Origin of the sequence: Ramlibacter sp. (assembly GCF_035554825.1) — a bacterium.
Taxonomy (GTDB): Bacteria; Pseudomonadota; Gammaproteobacteria; order Burkholderiales; family Burkholderiaceae_C; genus Ramlibacter.
This window is the reverse complement of the sequence record NZ_DATMHS010000039.1, coordinates 1-11,769: the sequence shown is the minus strand read 5'-3', so window position 1 is coordinate 11,769 and position 11,769 is coordinate 1. Positions and strand designations below refer to the sequence as shown.

Genomic DNA, 11,769 nt, shown 5'->3' with positions numbered 1-11,769 from the left:
GCTTCAGCTCGATCTTGGCGATCTCGGTGCGCTTTTCGTTCAGCAGGAACGAAGCGACTTCCACCGGCACCTGCACGTGCACCGCGGCGGTGCCGTCCTTCATCGATTCTTCCTGGATCACGCGCAGGATCTGCAGCGCGGAGCTCTCGGTATCGCGGATGTGGCCGTGGCCGCCGCAGCGCGGGCAGGGCACCGACGCGCCCTCGGACAAGGCCGGGCGCAGCCGCTGGCGGCTCATTTCCATCAGGCCGAACTTGCTGATGGTGCCGAACTGGACGCGGGCGCGGTCCTGCCGCAGCGCGTCGCGCAGCCGGCTTTCGACCTCGCGCCGGTTCTTGCTCTCCTCCATGTCGATGAAGTCGATGACGATCAGGCCGCCCAGGTCGCGCAGGCGCATCTGGCGCGCCACCTCGTCGGCGGCTTCCAGGTTGGTGCGGGTGGCGGTTTCCTCGATGTCGCCGCCCTTGATGGCGCGGGCCGAGTTGACGTCGATCGAGACCAGCGCTTCGGTGTGGTCGATCACGATCACGCCGCCGCTGGGCAGCTTCACTTCGCGGGCGTACGCCGATTCGATCTGGTGCTCGATCTGGAACCGCGAGAACAGCGGCGCGTCGTCGCGATAGCGCTTGACGCGGGTGGCGTGCTCCGGCATCACGTGGGCCATGAACTGCTGGGCCTGATCGTAGATGTCGTCGGTGTCGATCAGGATGTCGCCGATATCGTGATTGAAGTAATCACGGATGGCCCGGATCACGAGCGACGATTCCTGGTAGATCAGGAAGGCGCCCTTGCCGCCCTTGGCGGCGCCGTCGATGGCGTTCCACAGCTTCAGCAGGTAATTGAGGTCCCACTGCAACTCCGGGGCGCTGCGGCCGATGCCGGCCGTGCGGGCGATGATGGACATCCCGTTGGGATACTCCAGCTGGTCCATCGCCTCCTTCAGCTCGGCCCGGTCGTCGCCTTCGATCCGGCGGCTGACGCCTCCGCCGCGCGGGTTGTTGGGCATCAGCACGACATAGCGGCCGGCCAGCGAGACGAACGTGGTCAGGGCCGCGCCCTTGTTGCCGCGCTCCTCTTTTTCGACCTGGACCAGCAGCTCCTGGCCTTCGCGGATCACGTCGTTGATCCGGGCCTGCGAGACCGGCACGCCCTGGGCGAAATAGGTCCGGGAGATTTCCTTGAACGGCAGGAAGCCGTGGCGGTCCTCGCCGTAGTCGACGAAGCAGGCCTCGAGCGAAGGCTCGACCCGCGTCACCACGGCCTTGTAGATGTTGCCCTTGCGCTGCTCGCGCCCTTCGATCTCGATTTCGTAGTCGAGGAGCTTCTGTCCATCGACGATCGCCAGCCGGCGTTCTTCCGCCTGCGTGGCGTTGATCAGCATCCGCTTCATCGCGTCACCTTGTTTCACAAAACATCAAACCGACCCGCGAGGGGTCAACGATGCCTGGCAGACGCTTCGAAACGGATGGAATTGCCTGGGATGCCGGCCCGCCGAGTTGCTAACTCAGCAGGCGTGGCAAGGGCGCGTGGAGAAGGGCGAAGAATGGGCTGCCGCGCTGACGCTGGGGCGCCCGCGCGATGTCAGCGCGCCGGTCCCGCGGGTCGCGGGGTGGCGGCGACGCCCAGGCGCTGGCCGGGGCTGTGAGCCACCGCCAGCAAACCATGAGGATCGCCATCAACATCAGGAGTTCTCGCCTTGATCCGACCGCAAGCAGCGCGCTTGCGGCGTTGGTATTCCGTATCAGTCTTCCGAAGTGCCGCTTCACCGCCGCCTGGCCCGCCATCGCCAGCATCTGGCTGGCAATCTGCGGGCGTGCAGGTTCCGGTGGCATCGACCTTGCCAACGAGGCCGGCGGCAGTGCGTGGACTAAACTCCAAGCCAATCAACCACTTACAACGCTACGTTGGTCAAACAGATTATAGGGGGCGGGCCGCCTCCTGCAACCGCCGGGGCCAAATCGGTCCGGGTGGGCGAAGAATCGGCCGGCCAGCGCCTGGACAACTTTCTGCTGCGCGAACTCAAGGGCGTGCCCAAGACCCATGTGTACCGGATCATCCGCAGCGGCGAAGTGCGGGTGAACAAGGGGCGGGCGGCGGCCGATACCCGGGTCCATGCCGGGGACGTCGTGCGGCTGCCGCCGGTGCGCACCTCCGAGGCGGCGGCCGCCAAGGCCGAGCTGGCGGTGCCGGCGCGCGAGTTCCCGGTGCTGCTGGAGGACGAGCACCTGCTGGCGGTCGACAAGCCGGCGGGGGTCGCGGTCCACGGCGGCAGCGGCGTGAGTTTCGGCGTCATCGAGCAGCTGAGGCGGGCCCGGCCCGCCGCCCGCATGCTGGAGCTGGTGCACCGGCTCGACCGCGAAACCTCGGGCATCCTGCTGGTGGCGAAGCGGCGCTCGGCACTGCTGGCCCTGCAGGAGCAGTTCCGGCAGCGCGAAACGGGCAAGACCTACCTGGCGCTGGTGGCCGGCGCCTGGCCCGCCAGCAAGAAGGTGATCGACGTGCCGCTGCACAAGTACCTGCAGGCGGACGGCGAACGGCGGGTGCGGGTGGTGGGCAAGGACGATCCGGACGGGATGCGTTCGATCACGCTGGTGAAGGTCGCGCACCGGATGACGCTGGCCGAGGCGGGCGCGCTGGTCGACGGCGGCGTCTTCACCTTGCTGGAAGTCACCATCAAGACCGGCCGCACGCACCAGATCCGCGTCCATCTCGCGTCGCAGGGCCATCCGATCGCCGGCGACGACAAGTACGGCCGGTTCGAGCTGAACAAGGGGTTGCAGAAACTGGGCCTCAAACGCATGTTCCTGCACGCGTGGCGGTTACAGTTCGACCATCCGGCCACCGGCGAACGCGTCGAACTGCTGGCCCCGCTCCCCCCCGAATTGAAGAAGTTCTGCGACCATGCCGCCGCCCCGTCCCCGCCGCTTTGACCTGATCGCGTTCGACTGGGACGGCACCTTGTTCGACTCCACCGCCATCATCGTGCGCTGCATCCAGCAGGCGGTGGTGGACGTCGGCGGGGCCAGGCCGACCGACAAGGCGGCTGCGTACGTGATCGGGATGGGGCTGATGCAGGCACTCGCGCATGCCGCGCCGGACGTGCCGCCGGCGAAGTACCCGGAGCTGGGCGCGCGCTACCGGCATCATTACCTGGCGTGCCAGAACGACCTGAGCCTGTTCGAAGGCGTGCTGCCGCTGCTGGACGAACTGAAGGCGCGCCAGCACTGGCTGGCGGTGGCCACCGGCAAGTCCAGGCGCGGCCTCGACGATGTGCTGCGCTCGGTGCAACTGCAGGGAATGTTCAACGGCTCGCGCACCGCCGACGAGACCGCCGGCAAGCCCCACCCGCTGATGCTGCAGGAGCTGATGCGCGAGTTCGGCACCGATCCGGAACGCACGCTGATGATCGGCGACACCACGCACGACCTGCAGATGGCCGTGAACGCGGGCTGCCCCGCCGTCGGCGTGAGCTACGGCGCGCACGAGCCGGCCGAATTCGAAAGCCTGGGACCGCTGCACGTCGCCCATTCGGTCGCCGAACTGCGCCAGTGGCTGGCGCAAAACGCGTGAGGCCATGGACGAAGCGATCGCGCTGTGCAACTCCGGGGACCTGGTCGACGCCGGTCCCGCCGTCCCGTTCGACGTCAACTACGCCGGCCAGACCTGCCGCGCGTTCGCGATCCGCTACCAGGGCGCGGTGCACGCCTATCTGAATCGCTGCACCCATGTGGCCATGGAACTGGACTGGCAACCGAACCGGTTCTTCGACGACACCGGCCGCTGGCTGCTGTGCGGCACCCACGGCGCCGTGTACCAGCCCGACACCGGCCAGTGCGCCGGCGGCCCCTGTCGCGGGGGGCTCGTGAAGATCCAGCTGAGCGAGCGCGATGGCGTGGTGCACTGGCATACTGCTTACAACGTGAAACCCGTCGAATTCTGAGATGACCGAATCGCCACCGCCACCGCCCCCGTCCGAGGGGCCGGACTTTCGCTCCGAGGCCGATCGACTCGCCACCCACCGGGCGATGAGCGAGCCCGGCTGGGAGCGTGCCGCGCTGGAGCGGCTGATGTACGCGAACCTGGAGGAGCAGCGCAAGACCCGCCGCTGGCGCACCTTCACCCGGCTGGCCTGGCTCGCCTTCTTCGTCGCCCTGTTCTGGATGCTGCTGCATCGGGGCGCGCCGAGCACCGACGTCACCGCGCCGCACACGGCCGTGATCGAGCTCAAGGGCGAGATCGCATCCGGCTCGGACGCCAGCGCCGAGAACGTGGTCGCCGCCATGCGCAGCGCGTTCGAGGACGAGGGCGCGAAGGCGGTGGTGCTGCTGATCAACTCGCCCGGCGGCAGCCCGGTGCAGGCCGGCATCATGTACGACGAGATCAAGCGCCTGCGCACCAAGCACAACAAGCCGGTGTACGCCGTGGTCGAGGAGTCTTGCGCCTCCGCCGCCTATTACACGGCGGCCGCCACCGACCGCATCTTCGTGGACAAGGCGAGCATCGTCGGCAGCATCGGCGTCCTGATGGACGGCTTCGGCTTCACCGGCCTGATGGACAAGCTGGGCATCGAGCGGCGGTTGATGACGGCGGGCGCGAACAAGGGCTTCCTCGACCCGTTCAGCCCGCAGACCGACCGCCACCGCGAATTCGCCCAGCAGATGCTCGACCAGGTGCACCGCCAGTTCATCGATGCCGTCAAGGCTGGCCGCGGCAAACGGCTGAAGGAAACGCCGGAGCTGTTCAGCGGTCTGTTCTGGAGCGGCCAGCAGGCCGTGGAACTGGGCCTGGCCGACCAGCTGGGCAACCTGGACTTCGTCGCGCGGGAGGTGGTGAAGGCCGAAGAGCTGGTGGACTACACCCGGCGCGAGAACGTCGCCGAGCGGCTGGCGAAGCGTTTCGGCGCGGCCGTGGGCGAAGGCGCGGTTCGGGCCATGCGCAGCATTCCCGCGCTGCGCTGAAGGCACGGCTTTCCGCCGACGGCAGCTCCCGCGTCCAGCAACGGGCCGGCCCCGCTCACCGGCCGATCGCGAACACGGCCGGCACGTCGTTGGCCACCGGCGCCGGCTGCTGGCGCCATGCGCTGGCGGGCAGCGTGCGGATGCTCGATTGCGGCAGCGTGAGGCCGCTGGCCACGCACAGGCGCGTGGCCGGCTGCAATGATTTCAGCAGCGCATCCCAAACGGCCGCGTTCCGGTATGGCGTCTCGATGAACAGCTGGGTCTGGCCCCCGCGCAGCGCCAGGCCCTCCAGCTCCCGGATCCGGGCCGTCCGCTGGGCCGCATCCTGGGGCAGGTAGCCAACGAAGGCGAAGTTCTGGCCGTTCAGGCCGCTCGCCGCCAGCGCCAGCAGCAGCGAGGCGGGGCCCACCAGCGGCACCACCGTCAGCCCCAGCTGGTGCGCCGACCGCACCACCGATGAGCCTGGATCGGCCACTGCCGGCATGCCGGCTTCGCTGAGCAGGCCGATGTCGTGCCCCGCCAGTGCCGGTGCGAGCAGCGCGCGCGCATCGAAGCTGCCGTCGTGGTCGCCTTTCTTGTGCACTTCACGCGGCAGTTCGACGATGGCCTGCTCGCGCAGGGGCAGCGCCAGCGGCTGCACGTCGCCGACGCGTTTGAGCATGGCCCGCGCGGTCTTGGCGTTCTCGCAGATCCAGTGCGTCAGGTGCGCGGCCGCGTCGATGGTGCCGGCGGGCAGCACCTGCTGCAGCGGCGCCTGCTCGGCGCAGCCGAAATCCAGCGGCGCCGGCACCAGCAGCAGACGGCCGTGCGCCGCGCTCACAGAATCTTCACTCCGGCGGCCCGGAGCATGCGGCAGGCGCGGATCAGCGGCAGGCCGACCAGGGCCGACGGATCGTCGCTTTCGATCGCCTCCAGCAGCGCGATGCCGAGCCCCTCGCTGCGGGCGCTGCCGGCGCAGTCGTACGGTTGCTCGGCACGCAGGTAGGCCGCGATTTCGGCGTCGTCGTACTGGCGGAAGCGGACCCGGACCGGCGCGAGATCGATTTCCTCGAAGCCGCGGTCGCGGCACACGACGGCCAGCGCCGTGTGGAAGATGACCGTTTGCCCGCGCATCAACCGCAGCTGCGCCACGGCGTTCTCGTGGCTGCCGGGCTTGCCGAGCGGCCGGCCGTCGAGGTCGGCCACCTGGTCGGAGCCGATGACGGCGGCGTCCGGGTGGCGGTCGGCGACGGCGCGGGCCTTCGCCAGCGCCAGTCGCCGCGCGAGCGCGGCCGGGGGCTCGCCGGCCAGCGCGGTCTCGTCGACTTCGGGTGCCGCGACTTCGAACGGCAATCTCAGCCGCGAGAGCAGTTCGCGCCGGTACGGCGAGGTGGAACCAAGCACCACGCGAGGCGCGGCCGCAGTGAAAGAAAGCTCGGACATGGGAGCGATTCTCTTACACTGCCCCCATGGCAAAGGAGTTCATCGCGCGCCGGCTCGACGTGAGGCGCTTCGCCGAGGAGGCGGGGGCGCTGGAAGGCCGCGAGCCGGTCCAGAAACACGAGCGGCTGATGGCGGAAACGCAGGGCCGCGGCGGCGCGTACGCGGTGAGCTGGTCGGCCGCCGGCGAGATGCGCAACCCGGGCCATGTCCACCCCGAGGTCTGGGTGCACCTGCGGGCCCAGGCGGTGCTGCCGCTGACCTGCCAGCGCTGCCTGGGGCCGGTCGAGGTGCCGCTGGCGGTGGACCGGTCGTTCCGGTTCGTCGCGGACGAGGACATGGCGGCCGCGCAGGACGAGACCGCCGAGGAGGACGTGCTGGCGCTGAGCCGCAGCTTCGACCTGGTGGAACTGGTGGAGGACGAATTGCTGATGGAGTTGCCGCTGGCCCCGCGCCACGAAGTGTGTCCGCAGCCGGTCAAGCTCAGCGTCGCGGACCCGGATTTCGACGAGGCAGGCGGCAAGCGGGAGAGCGCCTTCGGGGTCCTGGGCAAGCTCAAGACCGGCAAGCCGGAAGACAAGTAGCGCGCTTGGGTTATAATCATGGGCTTCGCGCACGAGTTGCTCGCGCGTACCCACCCACTTTGTCAGGCCTCGCGGGCTGCGCGGCCACCGAAATCAGGAGCCCCTCATGGCCGTTCAACAGAACAAGAAATCGCCGTCCAAGCGCGGCATGCACCGCTCGCACAATGCGCTGGTGGTGCCAGGCATCGCGGTGGAACCGACCACCGGCGAGACCCACCTGCGTCACCACATCAGCCCCACCGGTTTCTACCGTGGCCGCAAGGTGCTGAAGACCAAGAACGAAGCCTGACGCCACCGGCGTCGCGCGAGGCCCGGCTGCTCACGCAGCGCGGGCCTTTGTTTTGTGCGGCGCACGGGCGTGGCGGCACGCCGGAACGCCGTGCAAAAGGCTCTACATTTGAGGCCATGACTACTCTGGCTGTCGACTGCATGGGGGGCGACCACGGTCCCCAGGTCACTCTGCCTGCCTGCCGGCACTTCCTCGAGCGCCAACCCGACGCACGCCTGCTGCTCGTCGGCCCGAACGAGCGCCTGTCCTCCTTCCGTCACCCCCGCGCCACCGTCGTTCCCGCCTCCGAAGTCGTCACGATGGACGACGCCGTGGAAGTGGCCCTGCGCCGCAAGAAGGACTCGTCGATGCGGGTTGCCATCCGGCAGGTCAAGGACGGCCAGGCCGCGGCCGCGGTTTCCGCCGGCAACACGGGGGCGCTGATGGCGCTGGCCCGCTACCTGCTCAAGACGGTGGAGGGGATCGACCGCCCGGCGATCGCTTCGCCGATGCCCAACGCCAAGGGCGGCGCGACCACCGTGCTGGACCTGGGGGCGAATGTCGACTGCACCGAGCAGCATCTGCTGCAGTTCGCCGTCATGGGGTCGGCGCTGGTGGCGGCGCTCAAGCACGAGGAGTCGCCGTCGGTCGGCCTGCTGAACATCGGGGAAGAGGCGATCAAGGGCAGCGATGTGATCAAGCGGGCCGGCGAACTGCTGCGCGCGGCCGGCGCCGCCGGCGACCTCAACTTCTACGGCAACGTGGAAGGCAACGACATCTACAAGGGCACCACCGACATCGTGGTGTGCGACGGGTTCGTCGGCAACGTCATGCTCAAGACCAGCGAGGGCCTGGCGACGATGATCGGCGGCTTCCTGCGCGAGGAGTTCTCGCGCAACGTGCTGACCAAGATCGCGGCGCTGGCGATCTACCCGGTCCTGTCCGGCTTCAAGAAGCGGGTGGACTACCGCCGCTACAACGGCGCGGCGCTGCTGGGCCTGCGCGGGCTGGTGTTCAAGAGCCATGGCTCCGCCGACGCCTTTGCTTTCGAACAGGCACTCAACCGCGCGTATGATGCGGCCCGGAACAACCTGCTCGAGCGTGTGCAGGCGCGCATCGCCCACGCCCGGCCGCTGCTCGCAGGCGGCGGCGACGACGTGCAGCCGCTCGAAAGATTGCTGACCTCCTCATGACACGATATTCGCGGATCACCGGCACCGGCAGCTACCTGCCCCCGCGCCGCGTCACCAATGCCGAGCTGGCCGCCGACCTGGCGGCACGCGGCGTCGAGACCTCGGACGACTGGATCGTCGAGCGCACCGGCATCCGGGCCCGCCATTTCGCCGACGCCAACGTCACCAGCAGCGACCTGGGCGCGCAGGCGGCGCGGCAGGCGATGGAAGCGGCCGGCGCCGGCCCCGCCGACATCGACCTGATCATCGTCGCCACCTCCACGCCCGACATGGTGTTTCCGTCGGCCGCCTGCATCCTGCAGCACAAGCTCGGCATCGCCGGCTGTCCGGCGTTCGACGTGCAGGCCGTGTGCAGCGGTTTCGTGTACGCGCTCACCGTCGCCGACGCGATGATCCGCACCGGGTCGGCCAGCAAGGCGCTGGTCGTCGGCGCCGAAGTGTTCTCCCGCATTCTCGATTTCGACGATCGCACCACCTGCGTGCTGTTCGGCGACGGCGCCGGGGCCGTGGTGCTCGAAGCCTCCGACACCCCCGGCATTCTGGCGAGCGACCTGCATGCCGACGGCAAGCACGTCGGCATCCTGTGCGTGCCGGGCACCGTGTCCGGCGGCAAGGTGCTGGGCGACCCGCTGCTCAAGATGGACGGCCAGGCCGTGTTCAAGCTGGCCGTCGGCGTCCTCGAGGATGCGGCGCGCGCCGCGCTGGCCAAGGCCGGACGCGATGCCGCGGACATCGACTGGCTCATCCCGCACCAGGCCAACATCCGCATCATGCAGGGCACCGCCCGCAAGCTGAAGGTGCCGATGGACAAGGTGGTCGTCACCGTCGACCAGCATGGCAACACCTCGGCCGCCTCGATTCCGCTCGCGCTGGACGCCGCCGTGCGCAGCGGCCGGATCGCCAAGGGCGACACCCTGATGCTGGAAGGCGTCGGCGGCGGCTTCACCTGGGGCGCGGTGCTGCTCGATTTCTGACCGGCCCCTTCGCTCACACCCACGCTTGGCGACACCCATGAAACCGTTCGCATTCGTCTTTCCGGGACAAGGCTCGCAGGCTGTCGGCATGCTCGACGCCTGGGGCGACCACCCGGCCGTCGCGGCGACGCTGCGCGAGGCCTCGGACGCGCTGGGCGAGGACATCGCCCGCCTGATCAAGGAGGGGCCCAAGGAAGCACTGGCCCTGACCACCAACACGCAGCCGGTGATGCTGGTCGCCGGCATCGCTGCCTACCGCGCCTGGAAGGCCGAAGGCGGCGCCGACCCCTCGGTGCTGGCCGGTCACTCGCTGGGCGAGTACGCGGCGCTGGTCGCCTCGGGCGCGCTGACGCTGGCCGATGCGGCCCCCCTGGTGCGCTTCCGTGCCCAGGCGATGCAGGAGGCCGTGCCGGTGGGCACCGGCGCGATGGCGGCGATTCTCGGCATGGACGCCAAGAAGGTCATCGACGGCTGTGCCGAGGCGGCCCGCACGTTCGGCGCCAACAGCGGCGAGGTGGTGGAAGCCGTGAACTTCAACGATCCGGCGCAGACCGTGATCGCCGGCAGCAAGGCCGCCGTCGAGAAGGCCTGCGAGGTGCTGAAGGCCAACGGCGCCAAGCGCGCCTTGCCGCTGCCGGTTTCGGCGCCGTTCCATTCCAGCCTGATGAAGCCGGCGGCCGACCGCCTGCGCGAGCGGCTGGCGGCAACGGCGTTCGCCGCGCCGCGCATTCCGGTGGTCAACAACATTGAAGCGCAGGTCGAATCCGATCCGGATCGCATCCGCGGGGCCCTGTACGAACAGGCATTCGGGCCGGTCCGCTGGGTCGACTGCATCCGCGCCATCGCGCAGCGCGGCGTTTCCGTCGTCGTGGAATGCGGCCCCGGCAAGGTGCTGGCCGGCATGACCAAACGCATCGCGCCGGACCTCGCGACGGCCGCGCTCTACGATCCGGCGACGCTCGCCGAAGTGAAAGGACTGCTGGCATGAACGCCACATTGCAGGGGCAGGTGGCCCTCGTCACCGGCGCCAGCCGGGGGATCGGCGCGGCGATCGCGCTGGAACTCGCGCAGCAGGGCGTCAAGGTGATCGGCACCGCCACCACCGATGCCGGCGCCGCCGCCATCACCGCGGCGCTCGCGGCCCATCCGGGCTGCGCCGGCGCCAGCCTCGATGTCAATGACGCCGCCGGTTCGCAGGCGCTGGTCGACCGCATCGCTGCCGAGCAGGGCGGCTTGCACATCCTGGTCAACAATGCCGGGATCACCCGCGACATGCTGGCCATGCGCCTGAAGGACGAAGACTGGGACGCGGTCCTGGACACCAACCTGAAGGCGGTGTTCCGGATGTGCCGCGCCGCCATGCGCACCATGATGAAGCAGCGCTACGGGCGCATGATCAACATCACGTCGGTCGTCGGCGCGAGCGGCAACCCGGGCCAGGCGAATTACGCCGCGGCCAAGGCCGGCGTCGCCGGCATGACACGGGCCCTGGCGCGGGAGCTGGGAAGCCGCGGCATCACCGTGAACTGCATTGCGCCGGGGTTCATCGAGACCGACATGACGGCCGGCCTGCCGCCAGCCCAGCAGCAGGCTTTGCTGCAGCAGATTCCGCTGGGCCACCTGGGCACGCCGGCCGATATCGGCTACGCCGTGGCCTTTCTCGCCTCGCCGCGGGCAGGCTACGTCACCGGCCAGGAACTGCACGTCAACGGCGGCATGTACATGGCGTGAACTCACGGGGCCGGCCGCTTCATCCGCGCGGCGGGCCTTTCGGCATCTTCGGACCGGGCCGGACGGCATGGCCCCGGGCGAGGTGCAGCCGGACGCTAAAATCGCGGATTCATTCACAAACCCTTTGAGGGAACCATGAGCGATATCGAAGCACGTGTCAAGAAAATCATTGCCGAGCAACTCGGCGTGGAGGAGTCCCAGGTCACCAACGAAAAGGCTTTCGTGGCGGACCTCGGCGCCGACTCCCTTGACACGGTGGAACTGGTGATGGCGCTCGAAGACGAGTTCGGGATCGAGATCCCGGACGAGGACGCCGAGAAGATCACCACCGTGCAGAACGCGATCGACTACGCGAACGCCAATCAGAAGGCCTGAGCGCATGCGCGCTGTGCAGAAACACCTCCAGCCGCTTCCCCCTTGCGCTCGGGGTGGTGAGGCTGCGGCCGTGCGGTCTGGGGTGCCAGCATGACGCGCCGGCGCGTGGTCGTGACCGGCCTGGGCTGCGTCAGCCCGGTCGGCAATTCCGTCGCCGAGGCCTGGTCGAACCTGCTCGCGGGCACGCCCGGGATCGACTTCATCACGCAGTTCGATGCCGCCAATTTCGGCTGCAAGATCGCCGGCGAGGTGAAGGGCTTCAAGATC

16 protein-coding genes are annotated in these 11,769 nt (G+C 69.0%); 13 read left to right on the top strand and 3 right to left on the bottom strand.

Going from position 1 to position 11,769, the window contains the following annotated elements; all coding sequences use genetic code 11:
• On the bottom strand, nucleotides 1-1,390 hold a 1,390-nt coding region (locus VNT59_RS03675; protein ID WP_325496728.1), incomplete at its 3' end, for an Rne/Rng family ribonuclease.
• A gap of 272 nt (nucleotides 1,391-1,662) precedes the next feature.
• On the opposite strand from VNT59_RS03675, the gene VNT59_RS03670 reads away from it, so the two are divergent.
• Genes VNT59_RS03670 through VNT59_RS03650 form a run of 5 tightly spaced genes read left to right on the top strand, consistent with a single transcriptional unit; the run spans nucleotide 1,663 to nucleotide 4,958 of the window.
• Nucleotides 1,663-1,923 (top strand): hypothetical protein, encoded by a 261-nt coding sequence (locus VNT59_RS03670; protein ID WP_325496726.1) that lies wholly within the window; start codon nucleotides 1,663-1,665, stop codon nucleotides 1,921-1,923.
• Nucleotides 1,924-1,967: 44 nt separating this feature from the next.
• Nucleotides 1,968-2,930, top strand: coding sequence for an RluA family pseudouridine synthase (locus VNT59_RS03665; protein ID WP_325496724.1), 963 nt, complete (start codon nucleotides 1,968-1,970; stop codon nucleotides 2,928-2,930).
• Complete coding sequence (locus VNT59_RS03660; RefSeq protein ID WP_325496722.1) at nucleotides 2,902-3,570, top strand: HAD-IA family hydrolase; 669 nt, start codon at nucleotides 2,902-2,904, stop codon at nucleotides 3,568-3,570. Before VNT59_RS03665 ends, VNT59_RS03660 begins: the two co-directional genes overlap by 29 nt.
• A 4-nt stretch (nucleotides 3,571-3,574) precedes the next feature.
• The gene (locus VNT59_RS03655) at nucleotides 3,575-3,940 is read left to right on the top strand and encodes a Rieske (2Fe-2S) protein (protein ID WP_325496720.1); all 366 of its coding nucleotides are present in this window, start codon (nucleotides 3,575-3,577) and stop codon (nucleotides 3,938-3,940) included.
• Nucleotide 3,941: 1 nt separating this feature from the next.
• Entirely contained in the window at nucleotides 3,942-4,958 is a 1,017-nt protein-coding gene (locus VNT59_RS03650; protein WP_325496718.1) for a S49 family peptidase, read from the top strand.
• A 55-nt stretch (nucleotides 4,959-5,013) separates the two neighbouring features.
• Here VNT59_RS03650 and VNT59_RS03645 read toward each other — a convergent pair whose 3' ends face one another.
• Nucleotides 5,014-5,778 carry an SAM-dependent methyltransferase gene (locus tag VNT59_RS03645; protein ID WP_325496717.1) on the bottom strand — a complete coding sequence of 255 codons (765 nt, stop codon included), beginning with the start codon at nucleotides 5,776-5,778 and terminating at the stop codon, nucleotides 5,014-5,016.
• Complete coding sequence (locus tag VNT59_RS03640) at nucleotides 5,775-6,380, bottom strand: Maf family nucleotide pyrophosphatase (RefSeq protein ID WP_325496715.1); 606 nt, start codon at nucleotides 6,378-6,380, stop codon at nucleotides 5,775-5,777. Before VNT59_RS03640 ends, VNT59_RS03645 begins: the two co-directional genes overlap by 4 nt.
• Before the next feature lie 26 nt (nucleotides 6,381-6,406).
• Between VNT59_RS03640 and VNT59_RS03635 the strand changes: the two genes are divergently transcribed.
• The 8 genes from VNT59_RS03635 to VNT59_RS03600 all read left to right on the top strand — a co-directional run.
• Nucleotides 6,407-6,961: a DUF177 domain-containing protein gene (locus VNT59_RS03635; RefSeq protein WP_325496713.1), complete on the top strand. Its 555-nt coding sequence runs from the start codon at nucleotides 6,407-6,409 to the stop codon at nucleotides 6,959-6,961.
• A gap of 106 nt (nucleotides 6,962-7,067) precedes the next feature.
• Entirely contained in the window at nucleotides 7,068-7,250 is a 183-nt protein-coding gene (gene rpmF / locus VNT59_RS03630; protein WP_168110083.1) for a 50S ribosomal protein L32, read from the top strand.
• 116 nt (nucleotides 7,251-7,366) lie between these two features.
• Nucleotides 7,367-8,422, top strand: a complete 1,056-nt coding sequence (plsX, locus tag VNT59_RS03625; RefSeq protein ID WP_325496711.1) for a phosphate acyltransferase PlsX — start codon at nucleotides 7,367-7,369, stop codon at nucleotides 8,420-8,422.
• Entirely contained in the window at nucleotides 8,419-9,396 is a 978-nt protein-coding gene (locus VNT59_RS03620; protein WP_325496709.1) for a beta-ketoacyl-ACP synthase III, read from the top strand. Before plsX ends, VNT59_RS03620 begins: the two co-directional genes overlap by 4 nt.
• A 37-nt stretch (nucleotides 9,397-9,433) precedes the next feature.
• A complete protein-coding gene (gene fabD / locus VNT59_RS03615) occupies nucleotides 9,434-10,384 on the top strand; it encodes an ACP S-malonyltransferase (protein WP_325496707.1) in 951 nt (316 codons plus the stop codon).
• Nucleotides 10,381-11,127 (top strand): 3-oxoacyl-ACP reductase FabG, encoded by a 747-nt coding sequence (fabG, locus tag VNT59_RS03610; RefSeq protein WP_325496705.1) that lies wholly within the window; start codon nucleotides 10,381-10,383, stop codon nucleotides 11,125-11,127. Before fabD ends, fabG begins: the two co-directional genes overlap by 4 nt.
• 135 nt (nucleotides 11,128-11,262) lie before the next feature.
• On the top strand, nucleotides 11,263-11,502 hold the full coding sequence (acpP, locus tag VNT59_RS03605; RefSeq protein WP_055900628.1) for an acyl carrier protein: 240 nt from the start codon (nucleotides 11,263-11,265) through the stop codon (nucleotides 11,500-11,502).
• A 90-nt stretch (nucleotides 11,503-11,592) separates the two neighbouring features.
• Nucleotides 11,593-11,769 (top strand): beta-ketoacyl synthase N-terminal-like domain-containing protein (locus tag VNT59_RS03600; protein WP_325496730.1); only part of this gene is annotated, 177 nt, incomplete at its 3' end.

Coding starts and splice junctions, on each gene's coding strand:
- VNT59_RS03670 (WP_325496726.1), top strand. CDS start 1,663: ATGAGGATCGCCATCAACATCAGGAGTTCTCGCCTTGATCCGACCGCA.
- VNT59_RS03660 (WP_325496722.1), top strand. CDS start 2,902: ATGCCGCCGCCCCGTCCCCGCCGCTTTGACCTGATCGCGTTCGACTGG.
- VNT59_RS03655 (WP_325496720.1), top strand. CDS start 3,575: ATGGACGAAGCGATCGCGCTGTGCAACTCCGGGGACCTGGTCGACGCC.
- VNT59_RS03650 (WP_325496718.1), top strand. CDS start 3,942: ATGACCGAATCGCCACCGCCACCGCCCCCGTCCGAGGGGCCGGACTTT.
- VNT59_RS03640 (WP_325496715.1), bottom strand. CDS start 6,380: ATGTCCGAGCTTTCTTTCACTGCGGCCGCGCCTCGCGTGGTGCTTGGT.
- VNT59_RS03635 (WP_325496713.1), top strand. CDS start 6,407: ATGGCAAAGGAGTTCATCGCGCGCCGGCTCGACGTGAGGCGCTTCGCC.
- rpmF (WP_168110083.1), top strand. CDS start 7,068: ATGGCCGTTCAACAGAACAAGAAATCGCCGTCCAAGCGCGGCATGCAC.
- plsX (WP_325496711.1), top strand. CDS start 7,367: ATGACTACTCTGGCTGTCGACTGCATGGGGGGCGACCACGGTCCCCAG.
- VNT59_RS03620 (WP_325496709.1), top strand. CDS start 8,419: ATGACACGATATTCGCGGATCACCGGCACCGGCAGCTACCTGCCCCCG.
- fabD (WP_325496707.1), top strand. CDS start 9,434: ATGAAACCGTTCGCATTCGTCTTTCCGGGACAAGGCTCGCAGGCTGTC.
- fabG (WP_325496705.1), top strand. CDS start 10,381: ATGAACGCCACATTGCAGGGGCAGGTGGCCCTCGTCACCGGCGCCAGC.
- acpP (WP_055900628.1), top strand. CDS start 11,263: ATGAGCGATATCGAAGCACGTGTCAAGAAAATCATTGCCGAGCAACTC.